Raw genomic sequence first — 14,453 nt, 5'->3', positions numbered from 1 at the left:
CGCGCTGTTGTCGCGCGCTGAGAGAACTGTTTCAGAAATGACCCGCTATGGGAACAAATGATATCAGGTGGACTGAGACGCCATTTCCAATATGCCTTGCAGCCAAGGCTCGGCGATGTCTTCAGGCATTTCAGGACCAGACGCGTCAAACAACCCGCGCTCGCCAAGCCGCTTCGCGCCACATTCCTCTAAAAGTCCCATGACTTTTTCGGACCCTTGGTTGAACGTATCGCTGAAGTTGCTGTCGCCCAATCCGAACATGGCAAACCGCACATGGGAAAGATCGGTTTTGGCCGCCTGCAAATCCTCATAGAAAGGCTGAGCCGTGTTCGGGACATCCCCTGCGCCGTAGGTGGACACGACAAAAACATAAAGCGTGTCGCCGTTCAGGTCCGTTGGGGCAACGTCTTCCATACTGTTGCACTTGGTACTGATGCCCTCAGGCACGGAATTCTCCAGATCTTCACACAGGAATTCTGCGTTACCCATTTCGGTTCCGTGCAAAAACTGAACTTGCATTCGCGTCGCTTTCATTTGGTTCGGGGATTGCCTGATCGCGTTGGATGGCGTTCCTTGATGTCACGATCTTGGTGCGCGGGATACTACGTATGCCGCGCGAGATTTCAAGACATATACACTTAGGCCCGACGCAGGGCAGCCGTCGCCGCTTCAGACAAGATCAAGGTCCCGGCCCCGCCTATGAAAGCCGCCGCGAAACGGTTCAGGCGTTTTAGAGCAGACGGCTGTGTCATCATATTGCGCGCCTTGGCCGCAAGGACGGCATAGGGCGCGAGGGCCCCAAAGATAATCAGAATGGTCAGCACAGCCAGCACAGCCCATTGTGTGAAATGCACATTGTTGAGATCCATCACCGTCGGCAGCAGCGCGAGGTAGAACACAATGGTCTTTGGATTTCCAAGTGTCACGAAATAGCCAGCAACGAAAGATCCTGCGCCTGACTTTTCTTTAGCGCGCTGCACTTTGGTCAGACCCGCATCGCTGGTCCAGAACATATAGGCGAGATAAAGCAGATACGCCCCGCCAAGGACTTTGATCACAATGAACGCGCTCGCAAAGGTTTTGGCGATGGCTGCCAAGCCGATGACCGCGACCGTCAGATAGGTCACATCCCCAAGCGCAATGCCTGCAAGAAACAAGGCAGACGCTTTTTGGTTCCCGCCCAATGCTTGCCCCACTAGGGCGGCAATACCCGGACCGGGAATGACGGCGGCGATGCCGAGCGCAGCGATGTAAGCGAGATATGGGGCGATGGTTTCCATTGGGTTTGTCCTCAGTTGAGAGGCGGACAGAAGCATGGGTCAGAGACAAACTCAAGTCACCAATGATACACCATGCCAAATCTGCGATTTGGCAGCGCCCGAACCGCCCCCACGGGGCGGGCGCTTCGCTTCCACCCCTCGGTTCGGTCGCGACAATGCATCAAACAAAAACCCCCGCCGCTTACGCGCCGGGGGCCAAATCTCATCGTAGGGTGGGGTTTCACCCCACCAACCACTTACCAGTCTTCGCGCAGAACAACGCGTGTTTTCACCGGCAGCTTCATTGCGGCCAGACGCAGCGCTTCACGCGCAACTTCGTCGGACACACCGTCGATTTCAAACATCACGCGGCCAGGCTTCACTTTGCAGACCCAACGGTCAACAGAGCCTTTACCTTTACCCATACGAACTTCGATAGGCTTCGCGGTTACAGGCACATCTGGGAAGATGCGGATCCATACGCGACCCTGACGTTTCATGTGACGGGTCATCGCACGACGTGCCGCCTCAATCTGACGCGCAGTGACACGCTCTGGAGTGGTCGCCTTCAGACCGAAAGAACCGAAGTTCAGAGTGGAACCACCCTTCGCATCGCCCTTGATCCGGCCTTTGTGCGCCTTACGGAATTTAGTACGCTTTGGTTGCAACATAACTTATGTCTCCCTTAGCGACGACCGCCGGCACCGCGAGGTGCTGGACCGTCTTGAACTTCCTGAGAACGACGATCACGTGCCGCTGGATCGTGCTCCATGATCTCGCCTTTGAAGATCCAGGTTTTGATCCCGATGATACCGTAAGGTGTCATCGCTTCGGAGTGAGCGTAATCGATGTCCGCACGCAGAGTGTGCAAAGGCACGCGACCTTCACGGTACCATTCGGTACGCGCGATTTCCGCGCCGCCCAGACGACCCGCAACGTTTACACGGATGCCCAGGGCACCCATACGCATTGCGTTCTGAACCGCACGTTTCATCGCACGACGGAAAGACACACGGCGTTCCAGCTGCTGAGCGATGGACTCGCCAACCAGCTGAGCGTCGAGCTCTGGCTTACGTACTTCAACGATGTTCAGGTGCAGCTCGGAGTCAGTCATCGCGGCAATTTTCTTGCGCAGAACTTCGATGTCTGCACCTTTCTTGCCGATGATAACACCTGGACGCGCAGTGTGGATTGTCACGCGGCACTTTTTGTGCGGACGTTCAATGATCACACGTGCAACACCAGCTTGCTTGCACTCAGTTTTGATGAACTCACGGATTTTCAGGTCTTCAAGCAGAAGATCACCGTAGTCTTTGGTGTCCGCGTACCAGCGGCTGTCCCAAGTACGGTTGATCTGCAGGCGCATGCCGACCGGATTGACTTTATGTCCCATTAGGCTTGCTCCTCTACTTGACGCACCTTGATGGTGATCTCAGCAAATGGCTTGATGATTTTGCCGAAACGGCCACGTGCACGAGGACGACCGCGCTTCATGGTCAGGTTCTTACCTACGTAAGCTTCTGCCACGATCAGCTCGTCCACATCCAGGTTGTGGTTGTTTTCAGCATTGGCGATGGCGGACTGAAGGCATTTCTTCACGTCCTGAGCGACACGCTTGTTGGAGAAAGTCAGGTCGGTCAGAGCCTTCTCAACTTTCTTGCCGCGGATCATACCAGCAACCAGGTTCAGTTTTTGCGGGGAAGTACGGAGCATGCGCAGTTTTGCCATTGCTTCGTTATCTGCCACGCGGCGGGGATTCTTTGCCTTGCCCATGACTTACTTCCGTTTCGCTTTTTTGTCTGCCGCGTGACCGTAGTAGGTCCGAGTTGGGGAATATTCACCAAACTTCTGACCGATCATTTCTTCGGTTACGTTGACAGGAACATGTTTCTGACCGTTGTACACACCAAATGTCAGGCCAACGAACTGTGGCAGGATGGTGGAACGACGGGACCAGATTTTGATCACTTCGTTGCGGCCCGACTCGCGAGCTGCTTCTGCCTTTTTGAGGACATAAGAGTCGACAAAAGGACCTTTCCATACTGAACGAGACATATCTTAACGTCCCTTCTTCTTGGCGTGACGCGAGCGGATAATAAGCTTTTGCGACGCTTTGTTCTTGTTGCGAGTGCGCTTACCCTTTGTCGGCTTACCCCAAGGAGTAACCGGGTGACGACCACCAGAGGTACGACCTTCACCACCACCGTGCGGGTGGTCGATTGGGTTCATAACAACACCACGGACGGATGGGCGGATGCCTTTGTGGCGCATACGACCCGCTTTACCGTAGTTCTGGTTAGAGTTGTCTGGGTTAGAAACCGCACCAACGGTTGCCATGCATTCCTGACGGACCATGCGCAGTTCGCCAGAAGAAAGGCGGATCTGAGCGTAGCCACCGTCACGGCCTACGAACTGAGCGTAGGTGCCCGCTGCACGAGCGATCTGACCACCTTTACCAGGCTTCAGTTCGATGTTGTGCACGATGGTACCAATTGGCAGACCAGAGAACGGCATTGCGTTACCTGGTTTGATGTCTGCTTTTGCAGATGCGATGACCTGATCACCTACCGCCAGACGCTGAGGCGCCAGGATGTAAGCTTGCTCGCCATCTTCATATTTTACGAGTGCGATGAACGCGGTCCGGTTCGGGTCGTATTCGATCCGCTCTACAGTTGCCGCGACATCAAACTTGTTCCGTTTGAAATCAACGATCCGGTACAGACGCTTTGCGCCACCGCCACGACGACGAGAAGTGATCCGTCCGGTATTGTTCCGGCCGCCCGATTTGGTCAAACCCTCTGTGAGGGACTTGACTGGACGTCCTTTCCAAAGCTCCGAACGGTCGATCAGAACCAGCCCACGCTGGCCCGGCGTCGTCGGTTTATACGACTTGAGTGCCATGTTTACTGTCTTCCGTTTAGCAATGCGGGCTGGCCTTATGAGGTGCCGGTACCCGCGATGTTAGCCCCCCATCTTGGAAGAATGGGTGACCGTATGAAGGGCCCCGAAGGTCCCGGTAGAAAAGGCAATCAGCCCCAGAACGAATCTGAGGCCGAATGCGATGGCTGCGTGTAGCAGGGATGGGGTTGGGTGGCAATGGGGGAGACGCACAATGCGAACTTGCTTCGCCCATTCTCTTAACATTGATTATAAATCTAGGTCACCTTGCCAATGATCTACGGCAGATTTATACCGAAATGCATTAGGTATTACGGAAATTCAAAAACGAAATTAATTGTTTGGCTACTGGACGCCTTTGTACCTTTGGTGTGGGGGGCGAGCTTGATTACACTTCCAATGGCTTTTTTCTTTATGCTTTTTGGAGGTGGATCGACTGTATTTCTGAATGCTCTTGTTTGCGCAGTGGTAACTTCGATTCTCATTATAATCTTGAGTCAATTGGCAAAGACCCGCAAACAATAGATTATGGATATCTCGCATTAACTAGTCAGACTTTTTACGCGCTCACTAGAAGGCCAAAACACAAGCTCTTGGGCGTATTGCTAAGGCGTTTGAATTTCCCTCTTTAACCCTGCCAAACCCGCACGACCTATCCAGGCACCACACCGCACTCAAAAGCGCCGCCCCAAGAGGGCGACTCATGCCGAAGGCATGTCTCCGGCATGAAGCTTGGCGCGGCGGCTTTGTTCTGCGACTGTCTTGGTGGCACCGCTGGAAAACAGAAACGTAGGCCGGGCTTCAGCCCGGCAACACCGGCAATCCCAACACCACCAACAAAAAAGCCGGGCTGAAGCCCGGCCTACACGCTCACAATCTGCGCCCTATCTCCGCAAGATACTCTCAAACTTTTCCCGCGGGCAAGCTTATCCAGCTGCGCCTCGCTGCGCTCTTTCTTTTCCACCTTCGCCACGTCATGCGGATCAATGCTGGCACAGCTCATTTTGAAAATTGGATGGAGTTTGGCGGGTTCTGCTGCTCTCAGGCCGCAATTCATTCGCATTCCGGCAAACAAGACCCACTCACCCCGCACACCCAAACGCAACATCGGCACGTGCAAGCACGCGCCTTACCGGAAGCACAAACCGTCAGCCGGTTACGCGTCCGACCGACGCAATTTGCGTTATTGAATCAGTGTTGGCGCTGGCGGTAGCAACAGACTGATATCCGTGTTCACACCGGACAATGACACCCATGCGATCACGCCCAGAACACAGACCATCGCGCCAAAAACAACGACAGACAGCAACATGCGTTGGATCGCCTTCATTTGGCGATTACGCTCTAGGTCTTCCATATGACTCATATACATATGACTATCCTCAGATAGGACACCCCCGCGTCCAGTCTCAGGATGCATATGAAATGTGGCGGAAACCGGGCATTTGCCTGCCGATTGCATGGCGAAAGGTTAAAACCACGACTAAAGCCGCATCGACCCCAGCGCGCGGCGCCTGCGCAACGGCTCACTCTCCACCGCTTCCCGCTGCACGAATTTCAAGTGACCAATCGTGTCCTCAAAATCCTCATGCACCGGTTTCTTTTCCAGATAATCGGCAATCCGCAGGATATTGATCGGCTGGGTTTTGATCAGCCCCTTGATGCGCTCGAGCGCTTTCATCTTGGAATAGCTGTCAATCATCATGCAGGCCGCCTGCGTTGGGGTCAGCAGGTAGTAGTCAAACTCCCCCCGCGGCGTGTAGCGCGCGATGTCAAAGGGGGAGCCGCCCAACGCATGGGACTTTGGCAGCAGGACCCGAATGCCGGTCTCTGCATGTAGAAAACTGCTGCCCGTCACCTGTTTGAACCCCAGCGGTTTCAGCTTCTCCACCGCATGGTCCCGCATGGGGCCAGAGAGCACATCCATATCGGCGCGGTCGTATCTGAGCTCATCAAAGACCGAGATGATCCGCAGCTCGGCATCTGCCAGCTTGATATAGGGATCGCTTTTGAGGCCCACCAAAGCTTCGGTCAGCTTCATATCCGCGGCCGCATCCACGGAAACGGTCGCCCCCACTGCGGGTTTCCCTGCCAGAGCTGAAAATGCTGCCATAAATAAACGGATCATAGGATTACCGTAAGAACTGCGATCGTTTCTACTGTGTTGCGCTTATTCAAGCACCAAAGCCCGCGCGTCTTTGTAAGACAAGAGGCGTTTTCCGTCCTCATCCCACAAATGCAGCTTTGCCGTTTGCAGGCTTTCGCGGATCGTCAATTGGGCACCCACGGCCAGATCCTCATGGTCACGAAGAACCTCTGGCAGCCGATAAAACGGGATGCGGCTATTGAGGTGGTGCACATGGTGGATGCCGATATTGGCGCTGAGCCATTGCAACAGTGGAGGCAGCACATAATGCGAACTGCCATGGAGTGCCGCCTCATGCAGATCCCAGTCAGCGTCCTCTTCCCAATGGGTGTGCTCAAACTGATGTTGGACGTAAAACAACCAGACTCCGATGGAAGACGCCAGAATGGTGGATGGCAGGAAGATCAATAGGATCGGTGCCCAACCCCCGAGGACATAAATTGGACCGAGCAGAGCCAGAATACCAAGGTTGTTGCCCATCGCACTGATCCAGAACTTGCGCTGGTTCATGAATCCAAAGGGCAATCGATTCACAACAAGGAATAAGATCCCCGGTGCAATTAGGAACGTCACAAATGGGTTGCGGTAGACACGGTAATAGAGCCGCGCAATCCAACCTGCTTCGTTATATTCGCGCACCGTCATCGTGTGGATATCGCCCAATCCACGCCGATCCAAATTGCCCGAAGCATTATGATGCACCGAATGCGCATAACGCCACATCTCATAGGGTGTCACAGTCAGCACGCCGAGACAGCGACCAATCCAATCACCCAGCACACGGTTTTCCACGAAAGACCGGTGACCACAGTCATGCTGAATCGCAAATAACCGCACAAGAAAGGGGCCATTCAGCAATGCAATTGCAACTGTCAGCCAATAGCTGATCGACATCGACCACCAAGCCAAGGCCCAGATTGCGAAGAAGGGCACAAGAGTCGCCAACAATTCAAACACACTGCGTGAAATATTTGGTTTGCGGTATTGAGCCAGCACTTTGACCCACTCTCGCGCAGGTTTTGGCCCGGCTTCAGAAGATGTTTTTGAGGTTAGATCAAACATGTGCTCGCATTTCTTATTGTAACATTCAGCGACGCGGCCTTTGCGCAGTATCTGTAGGTCTGCGGCCAACTGAACCAAAACCCAATTGATCGCCGGGAATTGCCGAACATTATTCGTAACTCTCAGCGAAGCTTCGGTTGCTGGAGGTTGGAAAAACAAAAGCCCCTGCTTTCGCAGGGGCTTTCATCACATTTCGTTACCGACTCACAGATCAGAGACCAGTGGAAACGTCGATTGTGTTGCCTTCTTCCAAGGTGACGTAAGCTTTCTTAACGTCTTTGCGTTTACCCATGGTGCCACGGAAACGCTTGGTTTTACCCTTGGTGATGGTTGTGTTGACCGCTTTGACCTTCACACCAAACAGAGCTTCAACAGCTTCTTTGATCTGAGGTTTGTTGCTGTCGATCGCCACTTCAAAAACAACCGCATTGGCTTCAGACGCCATAGTTGCTTTCTCGGTGATGACCGGCTTGCGGATCACGTCGTAGTGTTCTGCCTTCGCGCTCATTTCAGTCGAGCCTCCAGTGCTTCGATACCCGCTTTGGTGATCACCAGAGTGTCACGCTTCAGGATATCATAAACGTTTGCGCCCATTGTTGGCAGGATATCCAGACCTTCAATGTTTGCAGCTGCTTTCTTGAACTCTGCGTTCGCTTCTGCACCGTCGATGACCAACGCGCGCTTCCAGCCCAGGTTTGCAACCTGTTTAGCCAGAGCAGCGGTTTTGCCTTCTGCGGATGCGTCTTCGATCACAACCAGCTCGCCTGCTTTCGCTTTCGCGGACAGAGCGTGCTTCAGACCAAGCTTGCGGAACTTCTTAGGCAGGTCGTGACCGTGGGAACGGACAACCGGGCCTTTGTAGATACCACCACCGCGGAAGATCGGCGCGTTACGGTCACCGTGGCGTGCGCCGCCGGTGCCTTTTTGGCGATAGATCTTTTTGGTGGAGTAAGAAGTCTCGGACCGAGTCTTAACTTTGTGAGTACCCGCTTGCGCGTTGTTACGCTGCCAGCGAACCACACGGTGCAGGATGTCTGCACGTGGCTCCAGGCCGAACAGGTCTTCTGACAGCTCAACGGAACCCGCTTTGCCGCCGTCCAGTTTGATGACGTCTAGTTTCATGCTTCACCACCTTCCGCAGGTGCTTCTTCAGCAGGTGCTTCAGTTGCAGCAGATTTCAGAGCTGCTGGGAACGGAACGTTCTCAGGCAGTTTCTTTTTCACAGCGTCTTTCACTGTGACCCAGCCACCTTTGGAGCCAGGTACAGCACCTTTGATGAACACAAGACCGCGGTCCGCGTCAGTTTTGACGACTTCCAGGTTTTGTGTGGTCACGCGTACCGCACCCATGTGACCCGCCATTTTCTTACCTTTGAAAACGCGACCAGGGTTTTGACACTGACCTGTGGAACCGTGAGAACGGTGAGAGATGGAAACACCGTGTGTCGCACGCAGACCGCCGAAGTTGTGGCGTTTCATCGCACCGGCAAAACCTTTACCGATAGATGTGCCCGCAACGTCAACTTTCTGACCTTCAACAAAGTGCTCTGCAGAAATCTCTGCACCCACTTCAATCAGGTTGGCTTCGTCAACACGGAATTCTGCAACCTTGCGCTTAGGTTCAACCTTCGCTTTCGCGAAGTGACCACGCATGGCTTTGGATGTACGCTTTGCTTTTGCAGAACCTGCACCCAACTGAACAGCTGTGTAGCCGTCACGATCGTTGGTGCGCTGGTCAACAACTTGCAGACCGTCAAGGGAAAGAACAGTCACAGGGATCTGCTTACCGTCTTCCATGAACAAGCGGGTCATGCCCACTTTTTTGGCGATAATACCGGAACGCATATCAGATCCCCTTAAACAGAAATCTGAACGTCAACGCCAGCCGCCAGGTCGAGCTTCATCAGCGCGTCCACGGTTTGTGGGGTTGGGTTAACGATGTCCAGCATACGCTTGTGCGTACGAATTTCGAACTGGTCACGAGATTTCTTGTCAACGTGTGGACCACGCAGAACGGTGAACTTCTCGATTTTGTTTGGCAGTGGGATCGGGCCACGTACATCAGCGCCGGTGCGCTTAGCCGTGTTTACGATTTCCTGAGTGCTTGCATCCAGCACGCGGTAATCGAATGCCTTCAGCCGAATGCGAATGTTTTGACTTTGCATTTCGTCAGCCTTTATTGGCGTCTGAGTTGAGAGGAGGACCTGCGACCACCGCAAACCCTCTTCGAACCCAAAAGGCGGGAATCACCCCGCCTCAATGTTCTTAAAGAGAACTCGCGCGATATACGGCCCAATTGCCTTGCTGGCAAGGGGTTTTGTCGCGAAACGGTTGCTTCGGCAGGGAACTTTAGCGTCAGAGTTTGTTAAGCCGGGCAGCGCCCGACCTCGAGTGGGCATCGAGCTGCCCTCGCGGGGCAGTTTATCTATCCGCTTTTGATCGGACGAAGCGTATGGCGAGAGGTTGAGAAAGCGCCCTCCCGGCGGGAAGTCGGGCGCTGCCCGGCGGCGCTACGCGCCTTGTTCCGGGCTGAGTAAATGGCAGGTTTGAGCCCACTATTGCTGTTGCGCACCGCTAGAGCTTGGATGCAATGACAGCGATCCAAGGTCCGCTTTGGCCGTGATCGTAACCCCCTCCGACATACTCGTGTATCTCGTGAATTTGCCAGTTTACCGATTGCGAATAGGCCTGCTCTAGCTGTTTCCGGGAAATGAAATTGAAGTATCTACCTACAGCGTCGCGACCTTCGATACCGCCAGATTTGTAACTCGCAAAATGCAAACCTCTAGGCCTAAGCGCGGTGTGAACACGCTCCAATACGTTGGGCAGGTCTGTTAGGGGAACATGCAAAAGACTCGCACTTGCCCAAACTGCATCAAATTCTCGCTCGACTTCAAGTTCATCAAATCGTTTCACAAATACAGCGCGCCCTAGTCGTTTCTGTGCCTCAAGCGCAATTCGCTCGCATGCATCCCAAGAGGTTACCTCATATCCATTGGCAAGCAGCGCCTCGCTATCCCTACCTCCACCACAACCGAGATCAAGGACAGCAGCGCCGGTCGGCAGTAGCCGCATAAATTTTGGTAAAAATCTGTTTAATCCGCCTTCTCCAGAAGCTTTATACGTTGGAGCCACATCGGCATAGTATGCCAGAGTTGAAGCGTCGAAACCCTTTTGTTCGGTCATGAAATTAGTACCCTCAAATCACTAAGAAATCCCACGACGTGGCGCAAAATTCAACGGCAGCTTCGTCCGCAAAACAGCCGAACAAAAAAAGGCCGCCCAAGGGGCGGCCTTCGCAATTCACATTCACGACTAAAATTACTCAGTCATCTTAGAAACAACACCAGAACCAACGGTGCGGCCAACTTCGCGGATCGCGAGGCGCAGACCGGCTTCCACCACGATTTGGCACGATCTGCGCGGCATCAAAGGACGGGACCCTTAGTGTACCAAACGCAGCATCTGGATCGACGACGCAATGGAAACAAACGCATCAATCACTTCGGTGCCAGAGACTTCAAAGAAATGTGAAACCGAAGACGCACAGGTTTTGATTTCTTCTGCGGCCACGTCTGATGTTTCCAACGCAACCGTGAACACAACGACGCCCTTGGCTTTAGCAAGGTCACATTGCTTCAGAAAGAGTTCGATATTTTCAGACTGCGAAGATTGCACCGTGCTGTCATCCGCTGGACGAGAGTTCAGCTCAGTATCCTTGTTCTCAGTTTCCAATTCATCGGCAGGACGAACTTGGGACCCGGTGCGGCCATCGGTCAGCAAAACAATGAACTTGCTGTTGTTTTCTGTCACCCATTGCAGAGGACGGTTCGCGTAATCAGCCGGAACGTCCCCCGACAGGCTCAGGTCGGAAAACAAAGGTTGGCTGTTCGGATCAAGCATCGCAAGGCCATACTTCATTCCGTAGTTTGTGCCAGTGCCATCAAACAGGCGAATGCGGTCAATGAAATCGTGCAGTGTCGTTTCATCATCCTGAGCATATTGGATCGCCATGTCATCCTCAGGGCACCAGCCCCAGTTTTGCGTGACCTCGTCAAAATCCCAATGCACAAAGTGAGGGGTCTGCTCTGTCGTCCCTTCCGGCCAGGCGGTGGTCAGGAAGTCGTCATAGGTCAGTTCGATGCAGGAAGATTCATTGTTGGGCACAACCTGCTGGTAGAAGTCGTTAAAATACAACGTCTGGTCCGTCTGGTTGAATTTGGTTGGGCCATCAACATCTTCGCCCGTCGCGCTGAAATATGACGTGGGCTCTTTACCGCCTTTGATGGTTGCGCCAAGGAAACTCAGCTTACCATCCAAGAAGGGGAATTGTTCGGCCACGTAGTCCAACACATAGAGATAATAGGTATCCAGATCGTCCTTGTTGAACAGCTCCACATCGTTGTCGGGGTAGCCTTCGATCTTAATAGAGTAATCGATTTCACCGTCACCTGTGGTGTCGAACCAAAACACAATGTTTGAAATGTCCTGTCCCCATTCAGGGAAATAGTTCTCTGAGGTGGTGGTGCCAAAACGCTCACCATCCATTTCGTCAAAAGCGGTGGTACCGGGGTTCACCTGCCCTGCGAATGGCACAAGGTTGATCGTCGTCCGGTGGCTGTTAATGAGAGAGCCGGTTTCATCGGTGTTTCTAGAAAGAGATGCGGTGACAAACTTTTTCGCCGCCTCCTGCATCCGTTCGAGGCGCTGATTGGTGCCCATACTGCCCGAGATATCCAGCACAACCGAAATTTCGGTGCTCGGTGTGCGTTCATGCGCCGCTGATGTCACATTCAAAGCCATCTGCTCGATACCACTCATTTTCATGAACAGGGTCGGTTGATAGGTAGAGACGCTTGCAGACACCGAGCGTTCGAAAGGATCTTCGTAGATAGCTGTCGCAGAGATATACTCTTCTAAACCTGAGGCCCCCAGATAACTGTCAAGAACCTGCTTTGCCGGCATTTCTTGGGTGAGGCTCGCGGCGGCCAGAACCGCATTGTCCATCGCATCCTGAACCTTGGTGCGCTCCATCTCGTAGCGCATGGCATCAATGCCGATCCCTCCGACCAACATCACGATCATAAAAATCGTAAGGCTCATGTAGGCCATCGCACCATCTTCGTTTCGCTTGAACGCGCAAAAGTGGCGCTTTGTATTTTTAACCCAGGACGCCCTACTGATATCAGGCGCAGTGGATAGAGCCTTCGGTTGAAACTGGGCTTTATTTAGAAAATTTAGCAGCATATCTGCAGAATACTTGCCGGACTAGGGTAGAATTGGGCGAAAATTGGGGCAATTTTGCGCCGCGCTTTTACCAAGAGATAAATTTATGTTAATTTTTGTTGTTTCTCAACACTATACCGGAAGCGATGCTGCTCGAAAAAACTCGCCTCAAAGCATAGCTGACCGGCTGAAACAAAAAAGACCGCCTCTATGGTGGGCTGCCTTGCACGAAAACGCATTGATTTCATGGTAAGCCGCCCACGTTAAGGAATGGTAAATGTGATCTGGTGATAAACGCGTTAGACTTTCGACCCAGCGGCCAAGAAATGTCTACTTGTTCAACCCCTTTAAAAGCTGAAATCGCGACCACAACGCGTTTTAGCGTTCAGATCCCCGCGAAAGCGCAATCGCGGCTTTGAAATCGCCTTGTTTAATCATCTCTCGCGCCAGTGTTGATATCTCAGACACTGTCAAACCAAGCTCCAAGGCTTCGCCCAGTCGCTTCTGGGCGTCCTCCATCCTTCCTTCTCTTACCATGATGCGCGCATCAAGAAGGTAAGACCACATGGTCCATTCCCCGGGAACAAAAGCATGTCGGATCATCTCGCGTGCCAGCGCCGTATCATTAAGACCCAACGCAATTTCGGCCCGCATGTTATCCATGTAGCCGTCTGCAGATGGCAAAAGTTTGGCCTTCTCTGTTGTCGAAAGCGCCGCTTCAAATCGCAAATCGGTTTTCTGAATCTGTGCCAACCAATAATAAACAAAATACTGACCCTCTGGATCAAGGGCGAGATCCGTCAATAGCGCGATTGCTTCGTTGGTTGCCCCCATATCATGTAAAATTCTCGCCTTAAGGACATAGCCAGCGCTGTTGTCAGGGAAATCCTCAATCAGAGACTCTGCATCCTTTATTGCTTGCCGGAAACGAGAGAGCGACCAAAGCGCAAATGCCCTGTGTTCTTTGTAAGAAAGCAGAATGGGCTCTTCTTCTGACGCCAGTTCTATCGCCCTGCTGATATGATCAACGGCAAGCCTATAATCCCCAATATTGTAAAGACTGTAGGAGAGTCCCGCATGGGCATTCTCGTCTTCGGACCATAGCTCAAGCGCTTCTTCAAACACGCTCTTCGCAGTTGCGAAATTTCCGGCGTCGTAGTTGTTCCAACCCTTTTCACGAAGAACCCAACTGCTTTCAGGATCGAGCGAAAGCGCTGAATTGTGTAGTTCATTGGCCGCTGATATTTCGATCTCGCCAGCCCGAAACAATGCCCCGGCCAAACCGGCCAGCCTAAATGCGGAAGGTGCTTCTGATACCGCGCGTTCAAAGAATTCTGCGGCCAGTTGAAAATTCTTTTCGTCAAATGCGATCCATCCCAACCCTTCGTTGGCTCCAGCATCGCCAACCTGAAGTGCAAATATGCTGCGATAGGTTGCTTCTGCGCTCACGTGATCGTTCAGAAACCTTTGCGTGTCTCCAAGGATATTCAACAGCTCGCGACGTTCAACTCTGGTAAGATTGCCATCTTCTAGAGCATTCTTACAAATCTGTTCGAGATTTTCCCATGACACGTTCTGGGCCAAACACGCGGAGATATAGGTATTTTCAGAGTCGGTAATGAGAGGCTTTGATAATGCAGGCAGTGTTCCAAAAACGAACACACTCAAAAAAACAATTCGTTGCAACATCGGTTCGGTCCGAGCAGTTCAGTTTCCTAAGCAATAACATGTTTCAAAGGAAACGAACCAACGAAAAAGGCCGCCCCTAGGGACGGCCTTTTCGTAAGTCTTGCGTAGGGTGGGGTTTCACCCCACCGAACACAGATTACTCAGTGATTTTAGACACAACACCGGAACCAACGG

General features: G+C 52.8%; 18 protein-coding genes. All 18 read right to left on the bottom strand.

Annotation, left to right across the window (positions count from 1 at the left end; all coding sequences use genetic code 11):
* Positions 1-63 precede the first annotated feature (63 nt).
* Entirely contained in the window at positions 64-489 is a 426-nt protein-coding gene (locus tag TA5113_RS00600) for a flavodoxin domain-containing protein (RefSeq protein ID WP_258953910.1), read from the bottom strand.
* A gap of 149 nt (positions 490-638) precedes the next feature.
* Positions 639-1,280, bottom strand: coding sequence for a LysE family translocator (locus TA5113_RS00595; RefSeq protein WP_058313916.1), 642 nt, complete (start codon positions 1,278-1,280; stop codon positions 639-641).
* Between the two features lie 236 nt (positions 1,281-1,516).
* Positions 1,517-1,930 (bottom strand): 50S ribosomal protein L16, encoded by a 414-nt coding sequence (gene rplP / locus TA5113_RS00590; protein WP_058313892.1) that lies wholly within the window; start codon positions 1,928-1,930, stop codon positions 1,517-1,519.
* 14 nt (positions 1,931-1,944) lie between these two features.
* Positions 1,945-2,652 carry a 30S ribosomal protein S3 gene (rpsC, locus tag TA5113_RS00585; protein WP_058313893.1) on the bottom strand — a complete coding sequence of 236 codons (708 nt, stop codon included), beginning with the start codon at positions 2,650-2,652 and terminating at the stop codon, positions 1,945-1,947.
* The gene (gene rplV / locus TA5113_RS00580) at positions 2,652-3,032 is read right to left on the bottom strand and encodes a 50S ribosomal protein L22 (RefSeq protein WP_058313894.1); all 381 of its coding nucleotides are present in this window, start codon (positions 3,030-3,032) and stop codon (positions 2,652-2,654) included. Before rplV ends, rpsC begins: the two co-directional genes overlap by 1 nt.
* A gap of 3 nt (positions 3,033-3,035) precedes the next feature.
* Positions 3,036-3,314, bottom strand: coding sequence for a 30S ribosomal protein S19 (gene rpsS / locus TA5113_RS00575; RefSeq protein ID WP_058313895.1), 279 nt, complete (start codon positions 3,312-3,314; stop codon positions 3,036-3,038).
* A gap of 3 nt (positions 3,315-3,317) precedes the next feature.
* Complete coding sequence (gene rplB / locus TA5113_RS00570) at positions 3,318-4,160, bottom strand: 50S ribosomal protein L2 (protein WP_058313896.1); 843 nt, start codon at positions 4,158-4,160, stop codon at positions 3,318-3,320.
* Between the two features lie 1,180 nt (positions 4,161-5,340).
* Entirely contained in the window at positions 5,341-5,529 is a 189-nt protein-coding gene (locus TA5113_RS00560; RefSeq protein ID WP_058316568.1) for a hypothetical protein, read from the bottom strand.
* A 111-nt stretch (positions 5,530-5,640) separates the two neighbouring features.
* Positions 5,641-6,285: a hypothetical protein gene (locus TA5113_RS00555; RefSeq protein WP_106686078.1), complete on the bottom strand. Its 645-nt coding sequence runs from the start codon at positions 6,283-6,285 to the stop codon at positions 5,641-5,643.
* A gap of 42 nt (positions 6,286-6,327) precedes the next feature.
* On the bottom strand, positions 6,328-7,365 hold the full coding sequence (locus tag TA5113_RS00550) for a fatty acid desaturase (RefSeq protein WP_058313917.1): 1,038 nt from the start codon (positions 7,363-7,365) through the stop codon (positions 6,328-6,330).
* A gap of 211 nt (positions 7,366-7,576) precedes the next feature.
* Complete coding sequence (locus TA5113_RS00545) at positions 7,577-7,873, bottom strand: 50S ribosomal protein L23 (RefSeq protein ID WP_058313900.1); 297 nt, start codon at positions 7,871-7,873, stop codon at positions 7,577-7,579.
* Positions 7,870-8,487, bottom strand: coding sequence for a 50S ribosomal protein L4 (rplD, locus tag TA5113_RS00540; RefSeq protein WP_058313901.1), 618 nt, complete (start codon positions 8,485-8,487; stop codon positions 7,870-7,872). Before rplD ends, TA5113_RS00545 begins: the two co-directional genes overlap by 4 nt.
* Entirely contained in the window at positions 8,484-9,209 is a 726-nt protein-coding gene (gene rplC / locus TA5113_RS00535) for a 50S ribosomal protein L3 (protein ID WP_058313902.1), read from the bottom strand. Before rplC ends, rplD begins: the two co-directional genes overlap by 4 nt.
* Before the next feature lie 11 nt (positions 9,210-9,220).
* A complete protein-coding gene (gene rpsJ, locus TA5113_RS00530) occupies positions 9,221-9,529 on the bottom strand; it encodes a 30S ribosomal protein S10 (protein ID WP_058313903.1) in 309 nt (102 codons plus the stop codon).
* 409 nt (positions 9,530-9,938) lie between these two features.
* Positions 9,939-10,550: a class I SAM-dependent methyltransferase gene (locus tag TA5113_RS00525; RefSeq protein ID WP_058313904.1), complete on the bottom strand. Its 612-nt coding sequence runs from the start codon at positions 10,548-10,550 to the stop codon at positions 9,939-9,941.
* Positions 10,551-10,685: 135 nt separating this feature from the next.
* A complete protein-coding gene (locus tag TA5113_RS16745) occupies positions 10,686-10,793 on the bottom strand; it encodes an EF-Tu C-terminal domain-related protein (RefSeq protein ID WP_220387182.1) in 108 nt (35 codons plus the stop codon).
* 15 nt (positions 10,794-10,808) lie between these two features.
* Positions 10,809-12,476, bottom strand: a complete 1,668-nt coding sequence (locus tag TA5113_RS00520; RefSeq protein WP_058316567.1) for a Tad domain-containing protein — start codon at positions 12,474-12,476, stop codon at positions 10,809-10,811.
* Positions 12,477-12,968: 492 nt separating this feature from the next.
* Complete coding sequence (locus TA5113_RS00515) at positions 12,969-14,279, bottom strand: tetratricopeptide repeat protein (protein WP_058313906.1); 1,311 nt, start codon at positions 14,277-14,279, stop codon at positions 12,969-12,971.
* Positions 14,280-14,453 lie beyond the last annotated feature (174 nt).

Source organism: Cognatishimia activa, assembly GCF_001458335.1.
Classification (GTDB): Bacteria; Pseudomonadota; Alphaproteobacteria; order Rhodobacterales; family Rhodobacteraceae; genus Cognatishimia; species Cognatishimia activa.
Note: the sequence above shows the minus strand (reverse complement) of the source record. Positions and strands in the feature narration are given on the sequence as shown.

Coding starts and splice junctions, on each gene's coding strand:
- TA5113_RS00595 (WP_058313916.1), bottom strand. CDS start 1,280: ATGGAAACCATCGCCCCATATCTCGCTTACATCGCTGCGCTCGGCATC.
- TA5113_RS00525 (WP_058313904.1), bottom strand. CDS start 10,550: ATGACCGAACAAAAGGGTTTCGACGCTTCAACTCTGGCATACTATGCC.
- TA5113_RS00600 (WP_258953910.1), bottom strand. CDS start 489: ATGGGTAACGCAGAATTCCTGTGTGAAGATCTGGAGAATTCCGTGCCT.
- TA5113_RS00515 (WP_058313906.1), bottom strand. CDS start 14,279: ATGTTGCAACGAATTGTTTTTTTGAGTGTGTTCGTTTTTGGAACACTG.
- rplD (WP_058313901.1), bottom strand. CDS start 8,487: ATGAAACTAGACGTCATCAAACTGGACGGCGGCAAAGCGGGTTCCGTT.
- rplB (WP_058313896.1), bottom strand. CDS start 4,160: ATGGCACTCAAGTCGTATAAACCGACGACGCCGGGCCAGCGTGGGCTG.
- TA5113_RS00560 (WP_058316568.1), bottom strand. CDS start 5,529: ATGTATATGAGTCATATGGAAGACCTAGAGCGTAATCGCCAAATGAAG.
- rpsC (WP_058313893.1), bottom strand. CDS start 2,652: ATGGGACATAAAGTCAATCCGGTCGGCATGCGCCTGCAGATCAACCGT.
- TA5113_RS00545 (WP_058313900.1), bottom strand. CDS start 7,873: ATGAGCGCGAAGGCAGAACACTACGACGTGATCCGCAAGCCGGTCATC.
- rplV (WP_058313894.1), bottom strand. CDS start 3,032: ATGGGCAAGGCAAAGAATCCCCGCCGCGTGGCAGATAACGAAGCAATG.
- rpsS (WP_058313895.1), bottom strand. CDS start 3,314: ATGTCTCGTTCAGTATGGAAAGGTCCTTTTGTCGACTCTTATGTCCTC.
- rpsJ (WP_058313903.1), bottom strand. CDS start 9,529: ATGCAAAGTCAAAACATTCGCATTCGGCTGAAGGCATTCGATTACCGC.
- TA5113_RS16745 (WP_220387182.1), bottom strand. CDS start 10,793: ATGCCGCGCAGATCGTGCCAAATCGTGGTGGAAGCCGGTCTGCGCCTC.
- TA5113_RS00520 (WP_058316567.1), bottom strand. CDS start 12,476: ATGGCCTACATGAGCCTTACGATTTTTATGATCGTGATGTTGGTCGGA.
- TA5113_RS00555 (WP_106686078.1), bottom strand. CDS start 6,285: ATGATCCGTTTATTTATGGCAGCATTTTCAGCTCTGGCAGGGAAACCC.
- TA5113_RS00550 (WP_058313917.1), bottom strand. CDS start 7,365: ATGTTTGATCTAACCTCAAAAACATCTTCTGAAGCCGGGCCAAAACCT.
- rplP (WP_058313892.1), bottom strand. CDS start 1,930: ATGTTGCAACCAAAGCGTACTAAATTCCGTAAGGCGCACAAAGGCCGG.
- rplC (WP_058313902.1), bottom strand. CDS start 9,209: ATGCGTTCCGGTATTATCGCCAAAAAAGTGGGCATGACCCGCTTGTTC.